The sequence below is a fragment of the Alloalcanivorax mobilis genome (assembly GCF_002864685.1).
Lineage (GTDB): Bacteria > Pseudomonadota > Gammaproteobacteria > Pseudomonadales > Alcanivoracaceae > Alloalcanivorax > Alloalcanivorax mobilis.
This window is the reverse complement of record NZ_NMQZ01000008.1, coordinates 12644-37322: the sequence shown is the minus strand read 5'-3', so window position 1 is coordinate 37322 and position 24679 is coordinate 12644. Positions and strand designations below refer to the sequence as shown.

Sequence of the window (24679 nt, the reverse complement as noted above, 5' to 3'; positions counted from 1 at the left end):
TAGGGGCGGCTTCAGCGGCGATTGAGGCGCAGTTGAAAGTTGAAAGTTAAAAGTTGAAACGCGGGTTGACGCATGCCAACGGTGGGGCCGTGCAAGATCGTTTCAGTGCGGACCTTTCAACTTTTAACTTTGAACTTTTAACTGGCCTTGGCATGGATCGCGGCTGAAGCCGCTCCTACCAAAGGAGGTAACATGTCCGAGGAAGTCTTCCTGGCCCTATGCCGGCCGGGTTTTGAATCCGATCTTGCCGCGGAGCTGAGTGACCGCGCCGTTGATCTGGGTGTGGCCGGTTACCCGCGTACCGACCGGGACAACGGTTATGTGCTGTGGCACAGCCAGCAGGGCTCGTTGATGCCGCTGCTGGACACCGGGCTGATTTTCGCGCGCAGTCTTTACCCCTGCGCGCACGCTTTTACCGAGCTGCCCGAGGCGGACCGCATTGGCGCATTGTGGCCGGCGCTGCAACAGCAGGGGCCGTTCAATGAGCTGTATCTGGAGCACGCGGACACCAACGATGGCCGCGAGCTGGCCCGTTTTCTGCGCGGTTTCCGTAAGGCGTTGGAGCCCCGCCTGCGCAAGGGCGGGCTGTTGCGTGAGCGTGCCGAGCGCCGCCTGCATCTATTTTTTCAGGACTCCCGCAACGGCTGGCTGGGTGTCAGCCCTGTCTCCCTGCCGCTGCCCGAGAACGGCGTGATGCGGTTGCGAATCTCGCCGGAGGCGCCGAGCCGCTCGGCGCTGAAGCTGGAAGAAGCGATGTTGCGGTTCGTTGGCCGCGGTCGCCCGGATGGCGTGCACACGGCGGTCGACCTGGGCGCCGCGCCGGGCGGCTGGAGCTGGCATCTGGCGCGCCTGGGCATCAAGGTCACCGGTGTCGATCACGGTAAGCTGGCGCCGGCGCTGCTGGATGAGTACCCGGTACGCCATGTCTCCGCCGATGCCTTTACCTGGCGCCCGGAGCGACCGGTGGATCTGGTGGTGTGCGATGTGGTGGACAAACCCGCCCGCACCCTGGCGCTGATGCAGCGCTGGTTACTGCAAGGCTGGGCGAAAACAGCGTTGTTCAACCTGAAGTTGCCGATGGCGCGCCGTTACCGGGAGAGCCGCGATCTGCTGACGCGGTTGGATCAGGGGTTGGAGAAGGGCGGTGTGCAAGCCTTGATTCAAGCCGCCCATCTCTATTACGACCGCGAGGAGATCACCGTCTGGGTGGACGCCCGCCGTGACCACTGAGCGCGCCGCGCTGGCGCCGCTGCTGCTGGGCACTTTGTCGGCGCTGTATTTTCTTCAGGGGCTGCCCGCCGGTCTGCTCGCCGAGGCGGTGCCTTCCCTGGGCCGCGAGAGCGGCCTGTCGCGGGAGTGGATCGGCCTGGCCGGCCTGGCGGCGGTGCCCTGGGTATTGAAGTTCCTGTGGGCGCCCTGGGTCGACCGCCTGGGCCGGGGCGGCGCGGATCACCGCAAGCGCTGGATACTGGCCTGTCAGGCGTTGGTGATCCTGGTGTTGCTGGCGCTGGCGGTGGGCGAGCGCGCCTTCTGGTTCGGTGCCGGTTTCCCTCTGTTGCTGGCGGTGCTGTTGTTGCTCAACGCCGCCAGCGCCACCCAGGACATCGCCACCGACGGCCTGGCGGTGCGTTTGCTGAGGCCGTCTTTGCGTGGCCCGGGCAACAGCGTTCAGGTGATCGGCTATAAAGTGGGCCTGATGCTCAGTGGCGGGATGCTGCTGATCGCCACCGACTGGCTCGGCTGGCGCACCACCTTATTGCTGATGGCGGCGCTCACGCTGGCCTTGCTGATTCCGGTATTGCGATTTCCCGAGCCGCTGGAACAGGTGCCGATGCCGGCCCGGCGTCAGGGTGGCTGGCGCATGTTCACCGGTTTCTGGCGCCGGCCGGGCCTGGGGCTGTGGGCGGTGCTGCTGATCGGCTACAAAATCGGCGACGGCTTTGGCTCGCGCATGATCAAGCCGTTTCTGGTGGACCAGGGCTGGAGCCAGACCGCCATCGGCCAGCTCGATCTGGTCAGTTCCATGGCGGGGTTGGGCGGCGCTTTGCTGGGCGGAGTGAGCCTGCTGTGGTTGAGCCGCCGCGCCGGTTTGATCGGCTTCGGCCTGTTGCAGGCGCTGGCGTTCGTGGCGTGGGCGGCGGCGGCGCGAGGCAGCGGCGATTGGATCTGGCCGGCCGCCTTGTTCGAGCAGTTCGCCGACGGTCTGTCCACGGTGGCCCTGTTCGTGGTGATGATGGACTATTGCCGCCGTGACAGTGAGGGCACGGATTACACCCTGCAGGCCTCGCTGTTCCCGCTGGCCGCCGGGTTGTTCACTCTGGTCAGCGGATTCAGCGCCTCGGCGCTGGGTTACGGCGGCCACTTCCTGCTTGCCGCCGCCCTCGGCGGGCTGGTTATAATAGCCGCCCTTTTCTGGACCCCACTCAGCGACACACGGGCAGAGACGCGATGAGCGACGCCACCGAAGCGCAACACCTGCTGGACGCCACCGGCCTGGTTTGTCCCGAGCCGGTCATGCTGCTGCACGGCAAAGTGCGCGACATGGCCCCCGGCGAGGTGCTTGAAGTCCGCGCCACCGACCCCTCCACCGAGCGCGACATTCCCAGGTTCTGTCAGTTTCTCGGCCACCGATTGCTGGATCAGCGCCACGATGGCGAGGTGTATCGGTATTGGATTGAGAAGAAAAAGAGCTGACGCCCGGCTCTATCCTGAATCCTGAATCCGCTGTTAATCCCGGTAACGCTTGGTCAGATCGCCGTAGGCGTCGATGCGGCGGTCGCGCAGATAGGGCCAGATGCGGCGGACGTCTTCGGAGCGGCGTTTGTCGATGTCGGCGATCAGGATCTCTTCACCGTCCTGGCCGGCGTGGGCCAGATACTCGCCCTGCGGGCCGCAAATAAAACTGTTGCCCCAGAACTGAATGCCGTCGCTGTCGCGGGTGGTGTGGGGGGCCGGTTCGAAGCCGGTGCGGTTGGCGACCAGCACCGGCACACCGTTGGCCACGGCGTGGGCGCGCTGCACGGTGATCCAGGCGTCCAACTGACGTTGCTGTTCATCGTTGTCGTCGCTGCGGTCCCAGCCGATGGCGGTGGGGTAGAGCAACAGTTCAGCGCCGGCCAGCGCCATCAGCCGCGCCGCTTCCGGGTACCACTGATCCCAGCACACCAGCAGCCCCAGTTTGCCGGCGCTGGTGTTGATCGGTGTGAAGCCGGAGCGCTGGTCGTTGAAGGTGGCGTCGCCGGGAGTGAAGTAGAACTTCTCATAGAAGCCGGGATCGTCGGGGATGTGCATCTTGCGATAAATGCCGGCCAGGGTTCCATCGCGCTCAAGCACCACGGCGGTGTTGTGATACAGACCGGTGGCGCGCTTTTCGAACAGGCTGCCGACGATCACGATGTTCAGTTCATCGGCCAGCGCGCCCAGCGCATCGGTAGTGGGGCCAGGGATGGTCTCGGCCAGATCGAACACGTCGGTGTCCTCGGTCTGGCAGAAATACAGACTGCGATGCAGTTCCTGCAGCATCACCAGCTCGGCTCCGCCGGTGGCGGCTTCGCGAATCTTCGCCATCGAGCGCGACAGATTGTCGTCCAGGTCGGCGCTGTTGTGCTGCTGGATCACGGCGACGCGCATAAAGCTCACTCCTCGGTGAACGTCGGGTCGAGAACGCCTTCGGGCAGTTGCATGGTGACACAGTGCAAACTGCCATGCTGCTCGATCAACGCCCGGCACGGCACGCCCACCACCAGCCGCTCGCCGGCCACGGCGCCGAGGGCGTCCAGGGCGGCGGCGTCGGTGGCGCACCGGTAGGTGGGCACCAGGATCGCCCGGTTGGTGATCAGGAAGTTGGCGTAGGTGGCGGGCAGCCGCTCGCCTTCGGCGTTGTATTGCGGCACCGCCATCGGCAAGGCCACCAATGTCAGGCCGTGGGCGTCGGCCAGCGCTTGCAGTTCACGCTCCATGGCGGCCAGGGCCGGATAGTGATCGTCGTCGCGGTCCTGGCATTGCACATAGGCGATGGTGCGCGGGTTGACGAACCGGGCCAGCGTGTCCACGTGGGCGTCGGTGTCATCGCCTTCCAGGTAGCCGTTTTCCAACCACCAGATGCGCTCCACGCCGAGCTGCTTTTTCAGGCCGGCTTCCAGTTCCGCCAGATTCAACGACGGGTTGCGATTGGGATTGAGCAGGCAGGCGCGGGTGGTCAGCAGGGTGCCCTGGCCGTCGGTGTCGATGGCGCCGCCTTCGAGCACCAGGTCCACCGCTTCGCGCTCCGCCGACCAGGGCAGGGCGGCGTTGAGGGCGTCGTCGTTGGCGCTGCCAAATTTGCCGCCCCAGCCGGTGAAGCGGAAATCCAACAGCAGGGGCTGGCCATCCTGCTGCACGGTGATCGGCCCGAAATCCCGTGTCCAGGTGTCGTCGTAGTCGGCGATCACGGTGTGCAGACGGTCAACACCGATGTCGGCGGCGCGCAGGCGTTCACGCACCGCGTCGGCGCTTTGCGCATCGCGGCACACCAGCAGCACGCGCTCATGGCCGAGAATGGCGCTGAGAAGATCCTGGTAGCAGCTTTGCGTGTCTTCCAGGGCGTCGGCCCAATCGGTTCGGGCATCGGGCCAGGCCAGCAGCACCCCCCATTGGGGGTGCCATTCGGGGAGCAATCGGCGCATGTCGGGGCTCGGTCAATGGATAGCGGGTGGCGCCGCGATTGTGTTACCCAGGCCCGGTGCCGTCAATATCCGGCCAGCGGCAAGACCGGCCGGCGGGTCAGGGCGCGTCCCCCGGGTTGGTGACCGGCACCAGGCTGCCCCCGTTCGGGGTCGCCACCGGCGGCGTGCCGTCGCCATCGGGGCGCACCGTGTCAGGCGTGCTTTCCTCAGTGGTGATGATGCGACCGCTGGCGGCGTCGTAGCGAGCGCCCCCGGTCTGGTCCTGTCGCGGATCGTCGAGTTCGGCGCGGGGCGTGCGGCCGGCCGGCGAACTCATCGACTCCCGGGCCCGCTCATCGGCGGTTGAATCCGCTGGCGACGAGCGCTCATCCTGGGGCTCGCGCGGCGCCGACTCGCGGGGTTCAGTCACCGGCGGCGGCCGCTGTTCTTGCCCGGCGCCCGGCTGCGGCGCCTCCTGGGATAAGCGCGGATCGACCCGCACCGCACCGGCCCGCGGGTCGGCGGCGCTGGCGCCGGCGTCGGCCTGTTCCATCACCGTATGCAAGGCACGGTCGTTTTCGAAGTAGACGGTAAAGCCCGGGTAATGCCAGCGGGTGATCGGCGGCTGGCCGACCGCGGGCTGTACCCGCCCCGGCGTGCCGAAGCGCTCGCGCACCTGTTGCTGGCTCATGCCGCGCTCCGGCACGTCGGCGGCGCGGGCGGTGAAGGGCACGAGCAAGCTGATGGCCAGCGCCAGGGCGGTGAATTTGATCGTCATGGTCGTTCCCCAATTGAATAAACCGGCGCTCGGACGCCGAGCCTCCATGATAGCAATGCCACCGCCCGATTTGTTATCCCCGGGTCGCGATGGTTGAACCTCTGGTCATCGGCGGTGGTCAATGCTGCGGGCCACCGCGATGCCGTGCATGATTACAGCAGCAGCGGGCGCCGTGGTCTTGGATGCCAGTCACAAAGCGGCTGGCGTGTCTGTCGATTTTAATGCTTAAATGCGCGCCATGTTCCGACCTTTTGCACTGTTTGTAGGGCTGCGCTACACCGGCGCCCGTGCCCGTAACAGCTTTATCTCAGTGATTACCCTGATCTCCGCGCTCGGGCTGATGCTCGGTGTCGCCGTCTTGATCACCGTATTGTCGGTGATGAACGGCTTCGACCGGGAGCTGCAGACCCGCATCCTGGGGATGGTCACTCACCTCTCCGTGCATGGCCGTGAACCGGTGCGCGACTGGCAGGCGCTGGCCGACCGGGTGCAGGGTTATCCGGGCGTGGAAGCGGCGGCGCCGTTTCTGCAGCTGGAAGGCATGCTGACCCACAAGGGCAACGTGGCCGGGGCGTTGATCAACGGCGTGGAGCCGGCGTCGGAGCGCAAGGTCTCGATCGTCGGCGATATGATGTGGCAGGGCAATCTGGAAGCCTTGAAACCCGGCGCTTTCGGTGTGGTGCTCGGCTATGGCGTGGCGCGCAAGCTGGACGCCGACGTGGGCGACAAAATCACTCTGGTGTTGCCCGAGGCGACGGTGTCGCCGGCGGGGGTGATGCCGCGCTTTAAACGATTCGATGTGGTCGGCATTTTCCGCGCCCGGGCGGAAGTGGACGGCCTGTACGCGTACATCAACGTTGACGATGCCGCGCGCCTGCAGCACCAGCCCGGTACCGTGGAAGGGGTGCACCTGCGTCTCAGCGATCTGTTCGCCGCTCCGGAGGTGGGCTGGCAATTGCAACAGGGGCTGGGTGAGGCCTATTACACCACCGACTGGACCCGCACCCATGGCAATCTGTTCCAGGCCATCAAGATGGAAAAGACCATGATGACGCTGTTGCTCAGCTTCATTGTCGCGGTGGCCGCGTTCAATATCATTTCCAGCCAGGTGATGCTGGTCACCGAAAAGCGCGGCAACATTGCCGTGTTGCGTACCCTGGGCGCCTCACCGGGCACCATCATGCGTATTTTCATGGTTCAGGGCACCGTGATCGGCCTGGCCGGAACCATCGCCGGCACCGCCCTGGGGGTGCTGCTGGCCAGCAATGTCAGCGAAGTGGCGGCCTGGGTGGAGGCCACCTTCAACACCCGGCTTTTCGATGCTTATTTCGTCAATTATCTGCCTTCGGAACTGCAGTGGAGCGACGTCAGCGTGATCGTGGCGATCGCCATGCTGATCAGTTTCTCGGCAACGCTTTACCCTTCGTGGCGGGCCAGCCGGGTACAGCCGGCGGAGGCGTTGCGTTATGAATGATGAAGCGGTGCTGGCCGCGCGCGGGCTGAAAAAACGCTATCAGGAAGGCGCTGGCATGTTGGAGGTGCTCAGCGGCGTGGAGCTGACCGTGGCGCGCGGCGACATGGCGGCCATTATCGGTGCCTCCGGCTCCGGCAAATCCACCTTGCTCAACCTGCTGGGCGGGCTGGATACCCCCAGCGATGGCAGCGTGGCGATCGGCGGCCAGGCGCTGGCCGGGCTTGGCGACCGCGCGCTGGGGCGCATTCGCAACCGTTATCTGGGGTTCGTGTATCAGTTCCACCACCTGCTGCCCGAGTTCACCGCCCTGGAAAACGTGGCCATGCCCTTGCTGATCCGGGGCACCCACCCCAAGCAGGCCGCGGAACGCGCCGCCCCGCTGCTGGAGCAGGTCGGCCTGGGACAACGCACCACCCATAAGCCGGCCACGCTCAGTGGCGGCGAGCGTCAGCGCGTGGCGATTGCCCGGGCGCTGGTCACCGACCCGGCGCTGGTGCTCGCCGACGAACCCACTGGCAATCTGGATGAACGCACCGCCGATCAGGTTCAGGACTTGATGCTGGAACTGAACCAGCGCCTCGGCACCGCCTTTCTGCTGGTCACCCACAACCATCATTTCGCCAGCCGCTGCCACACCCGGCACGAACTCCATGACGGTTTGTTAAGGCGCGCGGACTGACACGCCGTCATGGCGCCTGGCTGACATCGTTACGAGCGTTTCTCTTCGGTTATTTTCCTATCCCTGCGGACACCGCCAACGCCCTTTTGGGGGTAGGATCGGTTTTCAGTTTTCAGTTTTCAGTAAGACAACACGCCTCTCCGGGCGGCGTCTTTTACTGAAAACTGAAAACTGAAAACTCTTTTTTACTCCCCATCTTTGGGGCGGGTGCGTTTTCTGCGCCGGTAGCGGGCGCGCAGGTTCCAGCTGCGAATCACCGCCAGGCGCCAGAACAGGCGCACGGTGAGAAACGCCAGCAGGCCGCCGGTCACCGCGCAGACCAGGGAACCGGCCCACAGCGGCACCAACTGCTGCACGAACCAGGCGACGTCGATGCCGTGGGGTGGGCTCGGTGTCATGCCGAGCATCCAGGTGCCGACCCGGTAGGTGAAGTAGAAAATCGGCACATAGGTGAGCGGATTGGAGAGCCACACCAGCACCACCGAAAGGGGCAGGTTGCAGTGAAAGCGCAGCGCCAGCAGGGCGGCCAGGCCCATTTGCATGGGGATCGGCAGCAAGCCGGTGAACACGCCGATAAAGGCCGCCCCGGAGAGCGAACGCCGATTGATATGCCAGAGATTGGGGTCCGACAGAATGCCGCCAAGAAAGCCCAGGGCTTTATGGCCCTTGAGGCGTTCCGGCGAAGGCAGATATTTGCGGAATAACCGTTTCGGCATGGAGATCGCGGTCCCGGGTGCGGTAGGCCGGCGCCATTATGCCGCCGGCGGCGGCAAACGCCTACAAACTGATTGGGTTCGGAGCGGCCGCCAAGGCATGAAGTTCGCCCCAGAGCCACCGGCGGGCCGCTGATTCCACTCTGTCGACGCCGGCGGGGCGTTGATGATAACAAGACCCGGAGCAAGGATGCGATGGTGGTGCGGTGCCGCGGCCCTGGTGGCGGCGGTCTGGTCGGGTAGCCCGTGGCCGTTGCTGGCGGCGCCGGTGCTGATCAGGCGGCGTTGGCGGTTTGGGCTGGTGCTTTTGTTGTGCTGGCTGCATGGGCTGGTGGCCTTGCACCACGGGCTTGCAGCGCGGCTGCCGGAAGCGCTCAACGGCGTCACTCTGGCGGTGCAGGCTCGGGTGGAAGGGCTGCCGGTGACCGAAACGGCTTTCCGCTACGGTGAACCGATGCGGCATCAGCGTTTGCAACTGCGGGTTCGCCTTACCGATAACGCGGGCCGCTGGCCGGGCTGGCATCGGGTGCGGGTGTCGTCCTGGGCGCCGCTGCCGGTTCTCGGGGCCGGTGATCGCTTTCAGGGCGAGGTGCGTCTTTATTTTCCCCATGGCTGGTACAACCAGAGCGGCGTGGATCGGACTCGCATTGACTTGAGTCAGGGCATTGATGGACGCGGCGCCTTGCTGACGGTGGCGCAGCGCCGGCCGGGGCAGGGCGGCCTGGCCGTTCTGCGTGAACGGCTCTCGGCGCGGTTGTTTGATCGGTTGTCGCGCAGCCCGTTGGGCGCGGCGGTGATCCCGGCGCTGGTGGCCGGCGATCGGCGCGGCATTGACGAGCCGCTCTGGTCTCTGTTCCGTGAGCTGGGCACCGCGCACTTGCTGGCCATCTCGGGGTTGCACCTGAGCCTGGTGGTGGCCCTTCTCTGGGGGCTGGGGCGCGCCGTGCTGGCGCCGCTGGCGCAGTGCTTGATCCGGCCGGCGCGGGCGGTGGCGTTGCAACAATTGGCGTGGTGGCCGGCGCTCGCCGGTGCCGCCGGCTACGCCGCGCTGGCCGGGTTCGCGGTGCCTACCCGGCGCGCGCTGATCATGGTGGTGGTGCTGGCGGTGTGCCGCTGGCGCCGGCGGGCCTTGCCCGCTGGCAAGGTGCTGGCGATGGCCCTGGTGGTGGTGCTGTTGATCGATCCGCTGGCGGCCCTCTCGGAGGGGCTGTGGTTGTCGTTCTCGGCGGTGGCGGCGATCACCCTGCTGACCGGCGCGGGCGGCCGCTGGCCGGTGATGGTGGCCCTGCCGACGCTGATGGCGGCGCTTAGCGGCTGGTTGTTCGACGCCTGGGGCTGGTGGAGCCCGCTGGCCAACCTGGTGCTGGTGCCGTTGTTCAGCCTGCTGGTGGTGCCGCTGGCTCTGCTCGGCGCATTGTTCGATCACAGCGGCTTGCTGCTGGCTGCCGCCAGCGGGGTGGAATTGGCGACCGCGATCATGGAGGCCATGCAGAGCTGGCCGGCACCGTCACTGCCGCCGTTATCGGCGGTGGCGGCCTTGGCGCTGCTCGGCGCCGGCCTGTTGATGCTGTTGCCGGCCTGGCCCTGGCCGCGCCGGTTGTTGCCGCTGTGGTTGCTGCCCTGGTGGTTGCCAGCGATGGATTTGCCCGGCCCGGGCCAGGTGGACATGGTGGTGTTCGAGGTCGGGCAGGGGCAGGCCATTGCCCTGCGCACCCGCCACCATGTACTGCTCTACGATGTGGGCCCGGGTTGGCCGGGCGGTTCCGCCGCGCGGCGGGTGCTGGTGCCGTGGCTGCGTGAGCAGCGGCGCACCCCAACCCTGACCCTGGTCAGCCATGGCGACAGCGACCACGCGGGGGGCCTGGCGGACCTGACGGAGGTCGGCCGGCTGTTGAGCGGGGAACCGGATCGCGTGCCCGGCGCGGGCCAGTGCCTGGCGGGCCAACGCTGGCAATTTGACGGCGTGCTGTTCACGGTGGTGTGGCCGCCGCGGTCGGGCGCCTGGCGGGGCAACGCGGCCAGTTGCGTGCTGCGCGTGCAGGCGGCCGGCGCCAGCGCGTTGCTGACCGGCGACATCACCGATCAGGTGGAATACCGTCTGCTTGGATCGGTGGCGCCGGTGACGGTGCTGCAACTGGCCCACCACGGCAGTGCCAGCGCCAATACCGCCGCTTGGATCGCCGCGCTTGAGCCGCGTTGGGCGGTGGCGTCGGCGGGCTACGCGAATCGCTTTGGCCATCCCAACGGGGCGGTGATACACCGCCTTCGGGAGGCAGGGGTCACGCTTCTGCGCACCGACCGGGATGGCATGATTGTGTTTCGCCTGGGTGGCCTTGATAATGCCGCGCTTATAACAAAGTGGCGTTTCGACCATGGCCGGCCCTGGCATCGGCCCGGTTCGGATGTCTTTGATCTTTTGTGAAAGGGGATCGATTCGTGCAGGATCTTGTGCAGTCCGGGGGCTGGATGATGCTCCCGATCCTGATTTGTTCAGTGGTCGCCCTGGCGATCGTGGCGGAGCGCTTCTGGACACTGCGGCCTTCCCGGCTGGCACCGCCGCGGACCTTGCCTCAGGTGCGCGACTGGCTGAAGAAGAGCCAGCTTAACGGCCAGCGCCTCAAGCAGCTGCGCGATGAGTCGCCGCTGGGGCGCATTCTCGCCACCGGCCTGATCAACGCCCGGCACGGTCGGGAGATCATGAAAGAGAGCATTCAGGAGGAAGCCGCGGCGGTGGTCCATGAGCTGGAGAAGTATCTCTCCACTCTGGGTACCATCGCCACCATCGCGCCGTTGCTGGGGCTGCTGGGCACGGTGATGGGCATGATCACGGTGTTCGCCGCGATTATGATCCACGGCACCGGCGACGCGGCCCAACTCGCCGGCGGCATTTCCCAGGCCTTGCTGACCACCGCGGCGGGTTTGATGGTGGCGATTCCGGCGGTGTTCTTTCACCGCTTCTTCCTGCGTCGCGTGGAGGAGATCACCGTCGGCATGGAACAGAACGCGGTGCGGCTGGTCGATCTGGTGCACGGCGATCGCGAGCCGGCCCCCGGGAGCGCCCCGTGAGGTTTCCCCGGCCCCGTCAGGAACCGGCCGGCATGGATCTGACGCCACTGATTGATGTGGTGTTTCTGCTGTTGATTTTCTTTATGGTGTCCACCAGCTTCACCCGTGAGACTCAGCTTTCGCTGACGCTGCCGGAAGCCAAGGGCATAGCGGCGGAAAACGAGGCCGGTGCGGTGCAGATTCTGGTATCGCCGCTGGGCGAATACGTGATCAATGGCGAGAAGCTGGCGGAAAGCAGCGACAGCGCCCTGCGTTCGGCCCTGTTACGACTGGGCCAGGAGAAAACCACCTTGCCGATGATCATCACCGCCGACGCCAACGCCAGTTATCAGGCGGTGGTACGGGTGATGGATGTGGCGGGACAACTGGGCTTTGATAAGCTGTCGCTCACCACCCGTGAAGCGGTTGAAGAGGGCGAATGAGCCAACTACCGGATGATTCCTGGCAGACCTACAAACGTTTGCTTGCTTACGTTAAGCCGCACTGGCTGATTCTATTGGCCAGTGTGTTCGGGTACGCCATCTATGCCGCCACCCAGGCGGCGGCGGCGCAATTGGCCGGCTACCTGGGTGAGACGGTGGTCAATCCCACGCCGGCGCGGGTGCTGGTGGTGTCGATCGCGCCGCTGGCCCTGGCGCTGGCCCAGGGCGTGGGGCAATTCATGGGCAGCTATTCGCTGGCCTGGGTGGCCCAGGAAATCGTCTACCGGCTGCGCAACGAGGTGTTTGGCCATGTGCTTCGTCTGCCCCAGGCGGAGTACAACAACAATGCCTCCGGGCGCATCATGTCGAAAATCATCTTCGACGCCCAGCAGGTTACCAGCGCCGGCACCGATGCCATCATGGTGATGGTGCGCGAGGGGTTGTCGGTGATCGGGTTGCTCGGTTTTCTGTTCTGGCAGAACTGGAAACTGACGCTGATTCTGCTGGTGGTGGCCCCGGTGATCGGGCTGGTGGTGAATCTGACCAGCAAGCGTTTTCGCAAGATCAGCCGGCGCATTCAGGCGTCCATGGGCAACATCACCCAGTACCTGGGTGAAGCCATCGAAGGCAATCAGGCGGTTAAGATTTTCGGTGGCCAGAAACTCGAGGGCGACCGTTTTCATACCGTCAGCCGCCGCTTTGCGCGTCAGAACACCAAACTCAACGCCAGTAAGATCGCCTCCACGGTGATCGTGCAACTGTTCGTGGCGGTGGGCATTGGCGTGATCACCTACCTGTACATCACGCTGATGGGCGAAAACCTCACCGTTGGCGGTTTTCTGTCGTACATCGCCGCGGCGGGCATGGTGCAGAAGCCGCTTAAGCAGCTTACCGACGTGAACGTGAAGATCCAACGTGGCCTGACCGGGGCCGCCTCGCTGTTTGAGTTGATGGACCGCCCCGCCGAGCCCGACGACGGCAGCCGCGAGTTGGCGCGCACCCAGGGCAATATCGAATTCCGCAATGTCAGCTTTGGCTATGACCCGGCCCAGCCGGTGCTGAATAACCTCAGTTTCTCCATGAAAAGTGGAGAAACGGTGGCGCTGGTGGGCCGCTCCGGTGCCGGCAAAAGTACGATTTCGGCGATGCTGCCGCGCTTTTTTGACCCGGACCAGGGCCAGGTGCTGCTTGATGGCGTGCCCCTGGCTGACTATAAGCTGGCGCATCTGCGCCATCAGATCGCCATGGTCAGCCAGAAAGTGGTGCTGTTCAACGACACGGTGCGCAACAACATCGCCTACGGCGAAATGCGCGGCGCCGACGACGCGGCCATCGAGGCGGCGGCCCGCAACGCTTTCGCCTGGGATTTTATTTGCAATCTGGACAAGGGCTTGGACACCACCGTGGGCCAGGACGGCGCCCAGCTTTCCGGCGGCCAGCGGCAACGGGTGGCGATCGCGCGCGCGCTGCTCAAGGACGCTCCGATCCTGATCCTCGATGAGGCGACCAGTTCGCTGGACACGGAATCCGAGCATCATATCCAGCGCGCGCTGGAGCGGTTGATGAAAGGGCGCACCACCCTGGTGATCGCCCACCGGCTCTCCACCATCGAGAAAGCCGACCGTATCCTGGTACTGGACCAGGGGCAGTTGATCGAGCAGGGCAGCCATGCGCAACTGCTGGAGAACAATGGCCTCTACACCCAGCTCTATAAAATGGACTTCGCCGACGTCGGCAATGGTTGATCTGGCGCGCCGTCTCGAAAAGGGCTGGTACCACGACAGCCCCTGGCTGGCGCCGCTGCGGCCGCTGGGCTGGCTGGTGGGCCGGGTGGCGAGCCGGCGCTTGCGGCGGTTCCGCCAGCGGCCGCCGGCGCCGCCAGTGCCGGTGTTGGTGATCGGCAATGTCACGGTGGGTGGCACCGGCAAAACGCCGCTGGTCATCGCCCTGGCGCAACGCGCCACCGAGCGGGGTTTGAAGGTGGTGGTGATCTCCCGGGGCTACGGTGGCAAGGTCGATCAATACCCCTACCGGGTAACCGGCGACGACGACGCCTCCCGGGTGGGCGACGAACCGGTGCTGATCGCACGCCGAGCGGCCGTGCCGGTGATTCTCGATCCGCGCCGCGACCGGGCTTTGCACGAAGCCCTGAGCCTGCGGCCGGATCTGGTGATCAGCGACGACGGCCTGCAGCATTACGCGCTGGCGCGCTCCGCCGAAGTGGCGGTGATCGACGCCGGGCGCGGGCTTGGCAACCGTCGCTGCCTGCCGGCGGGGCCATTGCGTGAACCCGCCGAGCGCCTGGGCCTGGTGGATTTCGTGATCGCCAATGGCGGCGACTGGCCCGGCGCCAGCGCCATGCACCTGGTGGCCGACAGCCTGATCCGCCTGCACGACGGCGAGCGGGTGGCCGCCGAGCGCTTCCACACCCGTTTCGGCGCGGTTCACGGGGTGGCCGGCATCGGCCACCCACAGCGCTTCTTTCTGAGCCTGGAGCGTCTGGGGCTGGCGGTGACCCACCACGCCTTCCCCGATCACCACCGATTCTCGCCGAAGGAACTGGATTTCGGTGATCAGCGGCCGGTGATCATGACCGAGAAAGACGCGGTAAAATGCCAGGGCTTCGACAATCCCCATTTATGGATGCTGCCGGTGCGGGCGGTGCTGCCCGATGGTGTTCTGGACGCGATCCTCGACCGTGCCCTCGGCCAAACCAGTAAAAAGGAAACCGCATGAGTTACTACGTGGTGGTGCCGGCGCGCTTCGCCTCGTCCCGTTTGCCGGGCAAGCCTCTGGCGGACATCGCCGGCCAGCCGATGGTGGCGCGGGTGGCGCGCCGCTGCCAGCAAAGCCGCGCCCTGAAGGTGTTGGTGGCCACCGACGACACACGCGTGCGCGACGCCCTGGACGGCGTGGTGCCGGTGGTGATGACGCGGGGCGATCATCCTTCGGGCACCGACCGCCTGCAGGAAGTGGCCGCCACCTTGAAGCTGAATGACGACGACATCATCGTCAACGTTCAGGGCGACGAACCCCTGATCCCGCCAGCGGTGATCGATCAGGTGGCGGAGAATCTGGCCGCCAACCCGCGGTGCCGCATGGCCACCCTGTGCGAGCCCATTGAGCAGGCCGAGGATCTGTTCAACCCCAATATCTGCAAGGTGGTGTTCGACGCCTCGGGCCGGGCGCTGTATTTTTCCCGCGCGCCGATTCCCTGGCACCGGGACGGTTTCGCCCGTGACCGGGATGACCTTGCCGGCGGCCGTTGGTGGCGGCACATCGGCATCTACGCCTACCGGGTCGGCTTCTTGCATGACTTCGTGGCCTGGGCGCCGGCGGAACTGGAACGGCTGGAATCCCTGGAGCAACTGCGCGCGCTGGCCAACGGTGTGGCGATTCATGTGGCGGAAGCCCGGGAGCCGGTTCCCGGCGGGGTCGACACCGAGGATGATCTGCGACGCATGCGCGATTGGCTGGCGGCGCAACCGTGATCGGCGGGGCTGTGGCGCGGACGTTCCGACAGCCGCCATCGGAGAATAAACAATGAGCGATTCGACAACCGGCACGGCGGGTCCCATTAAGGTGTTGTTCGTCTGTCTCGGCAACATCTGCCGCTCGCCCACCGCCGAGGCGGTGTTCAGTAAACAGGTCCAGGACGCCGGCCTCGCCGACCGCCTTCTCACCGACAGCGCCGGCACCGGCGACTGGCACCTCGGCCACGCGCCGGATCAGCGTGCCCGCGCCGCCGCCGCGACCCGCGGTTACGCCCTGGATCATCTGCGTGCCCGCCAGGTGAGCGCCGAGGATTTTCTGCACTTCGACTACATTCTCGCCATGGACAACGCCAACCTCGAGGACCTGCGCGCCCTTGACCCGGGCCACGGCCGTGCCCGCCTGATGCGGTTTCTGGACGTGCTCGAAGAGGGCGGCCCGGGCGAGGTGCCGGACCCCTACTACGGCGGCGAAGACGGATTTGGCGCGGTGCTGGACCTGGTCGAGCGCGCCAGCCAGCGCTGGCTGGAACGGCTGCGGAGCGAACTGTGATTGAACGGAACGCGGATTTGTCCCGCGCCAATACGCTCGCGTTGCCGGCCCGGGCCGAATGTCTGGCACGCCCGGACAGCGTGCCGCGACTGGCCGAGGTGCTGGCCGGGCGCGCCCGCCATGAGCCCCTGTTCGTGCTCGGCGAAGGCAGCAATGTGGTGCTCGCCGGCGACCTGCCCGGGCTGACCGTGATTCCGGCCCTGCGCCATATTGAGCGCCTGCGTGAAGACGAACAGCATGTCTGGGTGCGCGCCGGCGCTGGCGCGGTCTGGGATCAGCTGGTGGCGGAAACGGTGGCGCGCGGCTGGCTGGGATTGGAAAACCTGTCGTTGATCCCCGGCACGGTCGGCGCGGCCCCCTTTCAGAACATCGGCGCCTACGGCGCGGAACTGGCGGACGTACTGGAAGAGGTTGAAGCGGTGGCGGTGGAGGATGGCCGCACCGTGCGTTTCAACGCCGAGCAATGTGACTTCGGTTACCGGGACAGTCTGTTCAAGAGCCGGCGGCGCGGCGAATTCCTGATCACCCATGTGACGGTGCGTCTGAATCGGCAAGGCCATTGCCGCACTGACTATGGCGGCCTGGCGCAACAATTCGACGACCTGCCGGCGCGGCAAATCACTCCGGCGGCGGTGCGCCGCGCGGTGATTGCCTTGCGGCAAAGCAAACTGCCGGACCCTCGCGCCCTGGCCAACGCCGGCAGTTTTTTCAAGAACCCGGTGGTCGATCATGCCCACCACCAGCGACTGCTGGCGCAGTATCCGGACCTGGTCGCCTTTCCCCACCAGCAGGGCGTTAAGCTGGCCGCCGGCTGGCTGATCGAACGGGCCGGTTGGAAAGGCCGCAACCTGGGTCCGGTGGGCATGCACCGCGAGCAGGCGCTGGTGCTGGTCAATCACGGCGGCGCCAGCGTCAGCCAGGTGCTGACCCTGGCCGGCGCGGTCAAAGACGACGTGCAGCGGTTGTTCCAGGTGGAGTTGGAGCAGGAACCGGTGGTGTTACCGTAGGGTTCGGTGCGGGGATCAGGATTCAGGGATCAGCGTGGGACAGGCCCAGCAGCCACGTCTTTTAGCCGAGTAACACGGGCGTGGTTGCGTTGCCCGAACCTGGTTCGCGGATTAGCGGGAAGTCTCGCTCCAGCCGGGGCGCGGCTCAGGGCGCGACGCCCTTCCGGGACCTTTTTTGGCAGGGATGCCAAAAACGGGAGCGCCCATGGATGGCTCGAGCGATCCCGGAAGGCACCCACACAGATTCGCGTCCCGGATAGAGACCTCCCGAATCGATTTCCAGCTAAAGCGCGATGAACAAAAAAAAGCCGCCCCGGTGACCCCGGGGCGGCTTTTTTAATCAGCGGGTCAATCAGGCGCTGGGATCGGCGTCCTGATTGTCCGCTTTTGCCTGTTGCTCGGCTTGTTGCTGCCGGCGACGCAGGCGCGGGTCATTGCTGGCCCGGCCCTGGGGGCGTTGCGGTGCGGCCGCCGGCGGTTCCGGCGTCACCGCTTTCGGCGCTTCCGGTTTCGGTGCCGGGGTTGTGGCTTCGGGTTCCGGTTGCTGGTGCTCGGGCTGCGGTTCGCTGACCGGTTTGGCAGCGGACGGCGCCTGCGCTTCGGGCTGACGTACCGGCTCGGTCACCGGCGCCGGGCTTTCCGGCTTGGCCGGCTCGGCGACGGGCGCGGGTGCCGCGCCACGGGCGCGCGGGTCGTTGCCGGCCCGGCTGGCGTCGTCTTCCGACGCTGCCTTGTCGTCTTCCGGCTGGACCGCTGCCTTGTCGGCGGGCCGTGGCTCGGTGACCGGGTGGGCATCGGCGGGTTCCGCGCCGGTGTCCGCCGGCGGCTTGTCGCTTGGCACCGCCGGTTCTTTACGCTCGGCGATTTTATCCGGCTGGGGGGCCGCCGGGGCGGTTGGCCGGGGTTCGGCGTTCTGAGCGGCGACCGCCGGTGCCGGTTTGGCTTGCTCGGAGGTCGGCGCGTGGGGCGGTTGCGGCGCGTCTTCCTTGTCGGTCTCCTTAACGGTCTCCTTAACGGTCTCCTTAACGGGCTCTTTAACCGGCTCCTTGGCCGGTTCCTTGACCTCTTCGGCCGGCTCTTTTACCGGTTCTTTTATCGGTTCTTTCACCGGTTCCTTGGCCGCCGCCGGTGGCTGCGGCTGGGCCTGGGGAGCGGCCTCGGCGGGTTTCACCGCCGGGGCCTGTTCCGGTGCCGTTTGGTTGGCGGCTTTGGGCTGGCCATCCTGAGCGGTGGTGTCAGCGTTGGCGGGCTTGGCCTGGTTGTCGTTGCCGTTGCTGGCGCGAGACTGCACTTCCCGGGCCGGCTGGCCCGGTTCCGGCGGCACCAGCTTGGCTTTCGGGTGACGGTTGTCACCGCGCTCCTGGTCCCGTCCGGGGGTATTGTCCTCGGAGGTCATGCGCGGCGGCGTGGCGGCAGCGGCGTCGTCACCGGCGGCCTGGTTACCCTCCGCGACGGGGGGCTGGGCAACGGCATCGGCGGCTTTGTTGTTGCCACCGTTGTCGTTGCCACCATTGTTGTTGCTGTTAGGGCGCTGACGTTCGCGCAGCGGGCGGTCGTCCTTGGCATCGTTGCGGCGCTGGGCTTTCGGGCCGTCGTCTTTGCGGGCTGGCTTGTCGCCCTTATCGGCGGCGGCTTTCTCGGGGGCCTTTTCAGGGGCTTTTTCCGCGCCTTTGCCGCTGTCGGGCTTGCTGTCGTTTTGGCGATTGTCGGCCTGCTTGTTGTCGGCTTGCCGGGCGTCGTTGTTGCGTCCGCCACGGCCACCACGACGGTTGCGGCCGCCGCGACGATTGCCGCCTTCATTGCGGTTATCGCCGCCGTTGTCATCGTTGGCGTCGGCGCTTTTGCGGTTGTCGCCGCCTTTCTCGCCTTTGTCGTTGGCGCCACCGGCGCGGTTGTCGTTGCGGCGGCGGTTGTCACCGCCACGCCGGTCATCGCGGTCGTCGGAGCGGTTGCCGCCACGGCGGTTGCCGGTGTCGCGGCGGTTGCGAGTGTCGCCTTTGGCGCCGCGTTCGTCCCGGTTACGACGCTGGGCGTCGCCGGCTTTGCCTTTTTTCGCGGTCTTGGCGCTGTCTTTGCTGTTGTCCGAGCCGGAGAACAGGCTGGCCAGCCACAGGAAAAAGCGCGCCAGAACGCCGCTCGACACGGGGGCGGCGGCGGTCGGCGGCGCGGCGGCCGGTTTGGCGGGCGCTTCGGCGGCGGGGCGCGGCGCCGGGGGCGCGGTGTCCGGGGCGATCAGTTTGACCGCCGGTTCCTGGGGCTTGGGCGCGTTTTCCTGGGCGTTGGGCGCGCTTGGCTCCGGTTGCGCTTCCAGAAGATCCAGCTCGTGGCTGATCTGATCCTTGGTCTGGTCGTCGCGGATGCGCTCCACCTGGAAGTGCGGGGTCTCCAGGTGCGGGTTGGGAATCACCAGCAGGCGGACATTGTGGCTGGTTTCGATTTCACGCAGCACCTGGCGCTTCTCGTTGAGAAGGAAGGTGGCCACCGCCACCGGCACCTGGGCCTGGATTTCCCCGGTGCGTTCCTTCATCACTTCTTCTTCGATCAAGCGCAGGATGCTCAGCGCCAGGGATTTCACGTCGCGGATGTGGCCGAGGCCGTCGCAACGGGGGCAGACGATGCTGGAGGTCTCACCGAGGCTGGGGCGCAGCCGCTGGCGCGACAATTCGAGCAGGCCGAAGCGGGAAATGCGGCCCAGTTGGATGCGCGCGCGGTCCGCCTCCAGGGCTTCGCGGATACGGTTTTCCACGTCGCGCTGATTGCGCGCCGGCCCCATGTCGATGAAGTCGACCACGATCAGGCCGCCGATGTCACGCAGACGCAACTGGCGGGCGATCTCTTCCGCCGCTTCCAGGTTGGTCTGCAGGGCGGTCTCCTCGATGTCGGCGCCTTTGGTGGCGCGTGAGGAGTTGATGTCGATGGACACCAGCGCTTCGGTGGGATCGATCACGATGGACCCGCCGGAGGGCAGTTTCACTTCCCGTTCGAACGCGGTTTCGATCTGCGATTCGATCTGATAGCGGGAAAACAGCGGCGTGTCGTCGTTGTAGAGTTTGATCTTGTGCTGGAAGTCGGTCATCACCTGCTGAACGAACGCCTGGGCTTCGTTGTAGACTTTCTCGGAATCGATCAGAACTTCACCGATGTCCTTGCGCAGGTAATCGCGGATGGCGCGAATGATGACGTTGGATTCCTGATAAATCAGGAACGGCGCCTTGCGGGTTTCCGAGGCCTCGGCGATGGAGCTCCACAGCTTGAGCAGGTAGTTGAGATCCCACTGCAGCTCTTCGGCGGAGCGGCCGAGCCCGGCGGTGCGCACGATCACGCCCATTTCGTCGGGGATATCCAGGCTGCTCAGCGCTTCCTTGAGCTGCTGACGTTCCTCGCCCTCGATGCGGCGGGAGATGCCGCCGGCGCGGGGGTTATTGGGCATCAGCACCAGGTAGCGGCCAGCCAGGCTGATAAAGGTGGTCAGGGCGGCGCCCTTGTTGCCACGCTCTTCTTTGTCGACCTGAATGATCACTTCCTGGCCTTCGCGCATCACATCCTTGATGTTGATGCGGCCCTGAATGTCCTTGGGGTCTTTCTGGAAGTATTGGCGGGAGATTTCCTTCAGGGGCAGAAAGCCGTGGCGCTCGGCGCCAAAGTCCACGAAGGCGGCTTCCAGGGAGGGCTCAATACGGGTGATTTTACCCTTATAGATATTGGCCTTTTTTTGAATGCGGGTACGGTGTTCGATATCCAGATCATAAAGACGCTGGCCGTCCACCAGTGCCACCCGAACCTCTTCGGGGTGAGTGGCGTTGATCAACATACGTTTCATTTTTGTGCTACCACAAGGTTCGTGGCGGCGTGCAGCGGGCCGGTATGCGCCCGGTATCAGATCAGTCGCCCTGGTGGAGCATGGAAAAGCCGGACAGGGGGCATCGTCACGGGTGGCGGCGCGCAGCGCTCCACACGATCATGGTGTTCCTGTTGTCGCTCTTCCTGATGTCTCCGGGCTCATACGAAGTTGTGCCGTTGGCGTTATTGCTCGGGGGCCTTGGCCCGTGAATCCTGCGTCACGCTGTGTCCGGTGCAAATCGCGGCACCGGACCGGGTAAACTTTTGTCTGTCTGTACCGGCTCAGATCAGTGACGGATCGTCCCGTGTTCCACGCCCTGATAACAATAGAGCGGCGTGGTCCCGAGGCCTGTCACCGGCCTGGCTTGTCTTCGACCGGCTGCAAACCACCTGTCGTTGGTTGTCCGACCCGCCGAGGTCGATTGTGCCATCGGGGGGTCGTTTGCAGCGTCGGGGCCCGGTTTCGGGCCTGTTCGACATAGTATCGGGCGGGGCTGGCGGGTATCTTAGAACCGACGGCGAATGGTCGCTGCGCGTCGCCGTTGGCCAGCCGCGGCCGACACCGGACTATAGCAGTAAAATGACTGTGCGATCAATCAGATAGCGCCGCCGTGTTTACTTGCACGCGGACCCGGTCAGCGCTAGCGCCGGCGCGCCGGCTTGGCTAGAATTCGCCGCATGTCCGACACTCCCGCCGCCGATCGTGTCACCTTCGTTACCATCGATGAGGGGCGCGACGGCCAACGCCTGGATAATTTCCTGATCACCCATCTCAAAGGGGTGCCCCGTTCCCGTATCTACCGGATCATCCGTTCCGGCGAGGTAAGGGTGAACAAGAAACGCGCTAAGCAGACCACCCGGTTGTGCACCGACGACGTGGTGCGGGTGCCGCCGGTTCGCACCAGCGAGTCGGAGGCGCCTCCGGTGGTCAGCGACGGCCTGGCCGAGCGACTCGCGCGCGCGCTGATCTACGAAGATGAACGCATGTTCATCTTCAACAAGCCGGCCGGCCTGGCGGTGCACGGCGGCAGCGGCGTCAGCCTGGGGCTGATCGAGGCGCTGCGGGTGCTGTATCCGCACGAAGCCAGCCTGGAGCTGGTGCATCGGCTCGACCGGGACACCAGCGGTTGCATCATGGTGACCCGCCACCGGGCTTTTTTGCGCCGTTTGCAAAAAGTGATGGTGCAGGGTGGGGTGGAGAAGCGCTACTGGTTGCTGTGTCAGGGCTTCAAGGGCAGCGAGCGGCGCATCGAGGCGCCGCTGTTGAAGATGATGCAGGGCAATGAGCGGGTGGTGCGGGTGTCCCGCGAGGGCAAGGCCTCGGTGACCGATTTCCGGCTGCTGGAGCGGCTCGGTGACGTCGCCTTGCTGGAGGCCACTCTGGGCACCGGGCGCACCCATCAAATCCGTGTGCACAGCCAGTTTGGCGGCTTTCCGCTGCTTGGCGATGACAAATACGGCAGCGACCGCGGCGATCAGCGCCTGCAGGCGCTGGGCGGCACCCGGCGTCTGTGCCTGCATGCCCGCTCGCTGACGTTCAAACACCCGGACAGTGGCAAAACGGTCAAGGTGACCGCGCCGCTGGATCAGGATTTCGAGACCATTCTGGCGGCTCTGCGTCGATGAACTACGATCTGGTGATTTTCGACTGGGACGGCACCCTGATGGATTCCACCGGGCGCATTGTCGCCTGCATGCACCTGGCCGGCGCGGACGTGGCGCTGCCCCGGCTTGAGGATGACCAGGTGCGCGGCATCATCGGCCTGGGGCTGCCGGAGGCGATCCGCACGCTCTGGCCCGGCATTGTCGATGACCATCTTGAGCGGCTGCGGGAGCGCTACGCGGTGCACTTCGTGGCCGCCGAGCAAGTGCCCAGCGCGCTTTATCCTGGTGCCCGCCTGGTGCTGGATGCCCTGGCGGGCGCGGGCTGTCGGCTGGCGGTGGCCACCGGCAAGAGCCGCAAGGGGTTGCAGCGGGTCTGGCACAGCAGCGGCTTGGGGGAGTGCTTCCAGGGCTCGCGTTGCGCCGACGAAACCCACTCCAAACCGCACCCGGCGATGGTCGAGGAGTTGCTCGAGGAAATGGCGGTGCCGGCCGGCCGCGCCCTGGTGGTGGGCGACACCTCGTTCGATCTGGAGATGGCCCGTGCCGCTGGCGTGGACCGGGTGGCGGTCAGTTACGGCGCGCATCCGGTGGAAACCTTATTGAACTATCAGCCCCTGGCGGTGATCGATGCATTACCGCAGTTGTTGCCCCTGATCGGGGTGCCGGCCAGCCATCAGTCCGAGGAGACGGTATAAATGGAATACGACAATAATCAACGGCCCCGCTCTGGGGAGGGCCCTTCCGGCCGTGAGTGGACGTTGATCGAGAAGTTGCTGGGCCAGGCGCAGGCGGAACAGCGCAAGAGCCGGCGCTGGGGCATCTTCTTTAAAAGCCTGACCTTTATTTACCTGTTCGCGCTGCTGTTCATGATGTTTTCCAATCGCGGCGGCGATGCCCTGGCCATTGCCGAGCCGCATGTGGCGGTGGTCAAGGTGAACGGCGTGATCGCCGCCGATTCGCCGGCCAGCGCCGACCTGCTGGTGGAGGGCCTGCGCGATGCCTTCGAGGCGGAAAACGCCCAGGCGGTGATGCTCAAGATCAACAGCCCGGGCGGGTCGCCGGTGCAGGCCAATTACGTCTACAACGAAATCCGCCGTTTGCGCGGCGAGCACCCGGACAAGAAACTGTACGCGGTGATCACCGACATGGGGGCCTCGGGCGCCTATTACATTGCCTCCGCCGCCGATGAAATCTACGCCGATCCGGCCAGTATCGTCGGCTCCATCGGGGTAATCATGGCCAGTTTCGGCATCCAGGAGGCAGCCGAGAAGCTGGGCGTGGAGCGCCGCGTGTACACCGCCGGCGAACATAAGGACATCCTCGACCCGTTCGCGCCGGTGAAACCCTCGGATCGGCAGCATCTGCAGGGCATGCTGGATGACATTCACCAGCAGTTCATCGCCGCGGTCAAGCAGGGCAGGGGCGACCGGCTCAAGGTGGACGGCCACCCGGAGCTGTTTTCCGGGTTGTTCTGGACCGGTCAGCGCGCCCTGGAGCTGGGCCTGGTGGACGGCCTCAAGAGCCCCGGCCAGGTGGCCCGCGACGTGGTCGGCACCGAAGAAACCGTGGATTACAGCGTCAGCGCCTCGGCGGTGGACCGCCTGCTCAAGCGCTTCGGCACCTCGGTGGGCAGCGGTATTGGTAAAAGCCTGGGGCTGGAAGGCGGCGCGCCGACGTTGCGTTAGAGGTGAGCTTCAAGCTTCAAGCTGCAAGCTGCAAGCTGCAAGGAAAACGCGCGCTACGTAGCCGCCCTTGCAGCTTGTAGCTTGTAGCTTGCAGCCGTTTCCCAACGGCACGGCGTGGTCTATGGAACCCCCACCCCTTCCGCATTGAGAAAATCCGTCAGCATGATCAACGGCAGGCCGATCAGGGCGTTGGGGTCGCGGCCTTCGAGGGCTTTGAACAGGGTGATGCCGAGGCCTTCGGATTTGAAGCCGCCGGCGCAGTTGTAGGGCTGCTCGGCGTCCACATAGCGCGCCAGTTGCGCGTCGCTGAGGGTGCGGAAATGCACCGTGAAGCGCTCGCAGCCGGTTTGATGGCGGCCGCTGGCGCTGTTGAGCAGGCACAGGCCAGTGACAAAACGCACCGAGCGGCCGCTGGCGCGGCGCAGTTGTTCCAGGGCGCGTTCGCGGTCGCCGGGTTTGCCGGCGATATCGCCATCCAGGACGCTGAGCTGGTCGGAGCCGATGATTAGTGCATCGGGAAACGCTCCGGCCAGTGCCTGGGCTTTCTCCCGGGCCAGTCTCATGACCAGGGAGGTGGGGCTTTCGCCGGGGCGTGGGGATTCGTCGATGTCCGGGCTGCGGTGCTCGAAAGGCTGCCCCAGCTTATGCAGCAATTCGCGGCGGAACGGCGACGAAGAGGCGAGGATCAGAGGGGGCTGCGCTGGGCTCATAACGGGCTCCGAA

The 24679-nt window shown here is 65.7% G+C and carries 22 protein-coding genes; 16 read left to right on the top strand and 6 right to left on the bottom strand.

Annotated features, from left to right (window positions below; translation table 11 throughout):
• Window positions 1-192 precede the first annotated feature (192 nt).
• From rlmM to tusA, 3 genes are read left to right on the top strand one after another with little or no spacing between them, the layout of a single operon-like run.
• Window positions 193-1230, top strand: coding sequence for a 23S rRNA (cytidine(2498)-2'-O)-methyltransferase RlmM (rlmM, locus tag CGS25_RS06735; protein WP_101674994.1), 1038 nt, complete (start codon window positions 193-195; stop codon window positions 1228-1230).
• Complete coding sequence (locus CGS25_RS06730) at window positions 1220-2452, top strand: MFS transporter (RefSeq protein WP_232802292.1); 1233 nt, start codon at window positions 1220-1222, stop codon at window positions 2450-2452. The genes rlmM and CGS25_RS06730 overlap by 11 nt, the downstream gene beginning before the upstream one ends.
• Complete coding sequence (gene tusA / locus CGS25_RS06725; protein ID WP_101674993.1) at window positions 2449-2694, top strand: sulfurtransferase TusA; 246 nt, start codon at window positions 2449-2451, stop codon at window positions 2692-2694. The genes CGS25_RS06730 and tusA overlap by 4 nt, the downstream gene beginning before the upstream one ends.
• A gap of 33 nt (window positions 2695-2727) precedes the next feature.
• Here the strand turns inward: tusA and CGS25_RS06720 are convergent, their stop codons facing one another.
• The 3 genes from CGS25_RS06720 to CGS25_RS19110 all read right to left on the bottom strand — a co-directional run bounded on the left by CGS25_RS06720 (window position 2728) and on the right by CGS25_RS19110 (window position 5421).
• Window positions 2728-3630 (bottom strand): carbon-nitrogen hydrolase, encoded by a 903-nt coding sequence (locus CGS25_RS06720; protein WP_101674992.1) that lies wholly within the window; start codon window positions 3628-3630, stop codon window positions 2728-2730.
• Between the two features lie 5 nt (window positions 3631-3635).
• A complete protein-coding gene (locus CGS25_RS06715) occupies window positions 3636-4664 on the bottom strand; it encodes an agmatine deiminase family protein (protein ID WP_101674991.1) in 1029 nt (342 codons plus the stop codon).
• Between the two features lie 97 nt (window positions 4665-4761).
• Window positions 4762-5421 carry a hypothetical protein gene (locus CGS25_RS19110; protein WP_198588711.1) on the bottom strand — a complete coding sequence of 220 codons (660 nt, stop codon included), beginning with the start codon at window positions 5419-5421 and terminating at the stop codon, window positions 4762-4764.
• 238 nt (window positions 5422-5659) lie between these two features.
• Between CGS25_RS19110 and CGS25_RS06705 the strand changes: the two genes are divergently transcribed.
• Together CGS25_RS06705 and CGS25_RS06700 are read left to right on the top strand one after the other, a co-directional pair.
• Window positions 5660-6895: a lipoprotein-releasing ABC transporter permease subunit gene (locus CGS25_RS06705; protein WP_089034524.1), complete on the top strand. Its 1236-nt coding sequence runs from the start codon at window positions 5660-5662 to the stop codon at window positions 6893-6895.
• Window positions 6888-7574, top strand: coding sequence for an ABC transporter ATP-binding protein (locus CGS25_RS06700; protein ID WP_089032459.1), 687 nt, complete (start codon window positions 6888-6890; stop codon window positions 7572-7574). Before CGS25_RS06705 ends, CGS25_RS06700 begins: the two co-directional genes overlap by 8 nt.
• 185 nt (window positions 7575-7759) lie before the next feature.
• Here the strand turns inward: CGS25_RS06700 and CGS25_RS06695 are convergent, their stop codons facing one another.
• The gene (locus CGS25_RS06695) at window positions 7760-8290 is read right to left on the bottom strand and encodes a DUF2062 domain-containing protein (RefSeq protein ID WP_089032458.1); all 531 of its coding nucleotides are present in this window, start codon (window positions 8288-8290) and stop codon (window positions 7760-7762) included.
• 187 nt (window positions 8291-8477) lie between these two features.
• Between CGS25_RS06695 and CGS25_RS06690 the strand changes: the two genes are divergently transcribed.
• Genes CGS25_RS06690 through murB form a run of 8 tightly spaced genes read left to right on the top strand, consistent with a single transcriptional unit; the run spans window position 8478 to window position 16826 of the window.
• The gene (locus tag CGS25_RS06690; protein ID WP_101674990.1) at window positions 8478-10709 is read left to right on the top strand and encodes a DNA internalization-related competence protein ComEC/Rec2; all 2232 of its coding nucleotides are present in this window, start codon (window positions 8478-8480) and stop codon (window positions 10707-10709) included.
• 14 nt (window positions 10710-10723) lie between these two features.
• Window positions 10724-11353: a MotA/TolQ/ExbB proton channel family protein gene (locus tag CGS25_RS06685; RefSeq protein ID WP_089032456.1), complete on the top strand. Its 630-nt coding sequence runs from the start codon at window positions 10724-10726 to the stop codon at window positions 11351-11353.
• Complete coding sequence (locus tag CGS25_RS06680; protein ID WP_089032455.1) at window positions 11350-11775, top strand: ExbD/TolR family protein; 426 nt, start codon at window positions 11350-11352, stop codon at window positions 11773-11775. Before CGS25_RS06685 ends, CGS25_RS06680 begins: the two co-directional genes overlap by 4 nt.
• Window positions 11772-13520, top strand: coding sequence for a lipid A export permease/ATP-binding protein MsbA (gene msbA / locus CGS25_RS06675; protein WP_089032454.1), 1749 nt, complete (start codon window positions 11772-11774; stop codon window positions 13518-13520). Before CGS25_RS06680 ends, msbA begins: the two co-directional genes overlap by 4 nt.
• Window positions 13513-14511, top strand: a complete 999-nt coding sequence (gene lpxK, locus CGS25_RS06670) for a tetraacyldisaccharide 4'-kinase (RefSeq protein WP_101674989.1) — start codon at window positions 13513-13515, stop codon at window positions 14509-14511. The genes msbA and lpxK overlap by 8 nt, the downstream gene beginning before the upstream one ends.
• Window positions 14508-15266, top strand: a complete 759-nt coding sequence (kdsB, locus tag CGS25_RS06665; protein ID WP_101674988.1) for a 3-deoxy-manno-octulosonate cytidylyltransferase — start codon at window positions 14508-14510, stop codon at window positions 15264-15266. The genes lpxK and kdsB overlap by 4 nt, the downstream gene beginning before the upstream one ends.
• 52 nt (window positions 15267-15318) lie before the next feature.
• A complete protein-coding gene (locus CGS25_RS06660) occupies window positions 15319-15819 on the top strand; it encodes a low molecular weight protein-tyrosine-phosphatase (protein WP_089032451.1) in 501 nt (166 codons plus the stop codon).
• A complete protein-coding gene (gene murB / locus CGS25_RS06655) occupies window positions 15816-16826 on the top strand; it encodes a UDP-N-acetylmuramate dehydrogenase (RefSeq protein ID WP_101674987.1) in 1011 nt (336 codons plus the stop codon). Before CGS25_RS06660 ends, murB begins: the two co-directional genes overlap by 4 nt.
• Window positions 16827-17178: 352 nt before the next feature.
• Here murB and rne read toward each other — a convergent pair whose 3' ends face one another.
• Window positions 17179-20646 (bottom strand): ribonuclease E, encoded by a 3468-nt coding sequence (gene rne, locus CGS25_RS06650; protein ID WP_198588710.1) that lies wholly within the window; start codon window positions 20644-20646, stop codon window positions 17179-17181.
• Between the two features lie 698 nt (window positions 20647-21344).
• Here rne and CGS25_RS06645 point away from each other — a divergent pair.
• From CGS25_RS06645 to sppA, 3 genes are read left to right on the top strand one after another with little or no spacing between them, the layout of a single operon-like run.
• Window positions 21345-22292, top strand: a complete 948-nt coding sequence (locus CGS25_RS06645; RefSeq protein ID WP_089032448.1) for an RluA family pseudouridine synthase — start codon at window positions 21345-21347, stop codon at window positions 22290-22292.
• Window positions 22289-22966 (top strand): HAD-IA family hydrolase, encoded by a 678-nt coding sequence (locus CGS25_RS06640; RefSeq protein WP_101674985.1) that lies wholly within the window; start codon window positions 22289-22291, stop codon window positions 22964-22966. Before CGS25_RS06645 ends, CGS25_RS06640 begins: the two co-directional genes overlap by 4 nt.
• A complete protein-coding gene (gene sppA, locus CGS25_RS06635) occupies window positions 22967-23956 on the top strand; it encodes a signal peptide peptidase SppA (RefSeq protein ID WP_089032446.1) in 990 nt (329 codons plus the stop codon).
• Window positions 23957-24075: 119 nt separating this feature from the next.
• On the opposite strand, the gene CGS25_RS06630 is transcribed toward sppA, so the two are convergent.
• Window positions 24076-24666, bottom strand: coding sequence for a Maf family protein (locus CGS25_RS06630; RefSeq protein WP_089032445.1), 591 nt, complete (start codon window positions 24664-24666; stop codon window positions 24076-24078).
• Between the last annotated feature and the right edge of the window lie 13 nt (window positions 24667-24679).

Excerpts from the sequence above, each read along its gene's own strand:
- rlmM (WP_101674994.1), top strand. The coding sequence starts at position 193 with ATGTCCGAGGAAGTCTTCCTGGCCCTATGCCGGCCGGGTTTTGAATCC.
- tusA (WP_101674993.1), top strand. The coding sequence starts at position 2,449 with ATGAGCGACGCCACCGAAGCGCAACACCTGCTGGACGCCACCGGCCTG.
- CGS25_RS06720 (WP_101674992.1), bottom strand. The coding sequence starts at position 3,630 with ATGCGCGTCGCCGTGATCCAGCAGCACAACAGCGCCGACCTGGACGAC.
- CGS25_RS06715 (WP_101674991.1), bottom strand. The coding sequence starts at position 4,664 with ATGCGCCGATTGCTCCCCGAATGGCACCCCCAATGGGGGGTGCTGCTG.
- CGS25_RS19110 (WP_198588711.1), bottom strand. The coding sequence starts at position 5,421 with ATGACGATCAAATTCACCGCCCTGGCGCTGGCCATCAGCTTGCTCGTG.
- CGS25_RS06705 (WP_089034524.1), top strand. The coding sequence starts at position 5,660 with ATGTTCCGACCTTTTGCACTGTTTGTAGGGCTGCGCTACACCGGCGCC.
- CGS25_RS06700 (WP_089032459.1), top strand. The coding sequence starts at position 6,888 with ATGAATGATGAAGCGGTGCTGGCCGCGCGCGGGCTGAAAAAACGCTAT.
- CGS25_RS06695 (WP_089032458.1), bottom strand. The coding sequence starts at position 8,290 with ATGCCGAAACGGTTATTCCGCAAATATCTGCCTTCGCCGGAACGCCTC.
- CGS25_RS06690 (WP_101674990.1), top strand. The coding sequence starts at position 8,478 with ATGCGATGGTGGTGCGGTGCCGCGGCCCTGGTGGCGGCGGTCTGGTCG.
- msbA (WP_089032454.1), top strand. The coding sequence starts at position 11,772 with ATGAGCCAACTACCGGATGATTCCTGGCAGACCTACAAACGTTTGCTT.
- lpxK (WP_101674989.1), top strand. The coding sequence starts at position 13,513 with ATGGTTGATCTGGCGCGCCGTCTCGAAAAGGGCTGGTACCACGACAGC.
- kdsB (WP_101674988.1), top strand. The coding sequence starts at position 14,508 with ATGAGTTACTACGTGGTGGTGCCGGCGCGCTTCGCCTCGTCCCGTTTG.
- CGS25_RS06660 (WP_089032451.1), top strand. The coding sequence starts at position 15,319 with ATGAGCGATTCGACAACCGGCACGGCGGGTCCCATTAAGGTGTTGTTC.
- rne (WP_198588710.1), bottom strand. The coding sequence starts at position 20,646 with ATGAAACGTATGTTGATCAACGCCACTCACCCCGAAGAGGTTCGGGTG.
- CGS25_RS06645 (WP_089032448.1), top strand. The coding sequence starts at position 21,345 with ATGTCCGACACTCCCGCCGCCGATCGTGTCACCTTCGTTACCATCGAT.
- CGS25_RS06640 (WP_101674985.1), top strand. The coding sequence starts at position 22,289 with ATGAACTACGATCTGGTGATTTTCGACTGGGACGGCACCCTGATGGAT.
- sppA (WP_089032446.1), top strand. The coding sequence starts at position 22,967 with ATGGAATACGACAATAATCAACGGCCCCGCTCTGGGGAGGGCCCTTCC.
- CGS25_RS06630 (WP_089032445.1), bottom strand. The coding sequence starts at position 24,666 with ATGAGCCCAGCGCAGCCCCCTCTGATCCTCGCCTCTTCGTCGCCGTTC.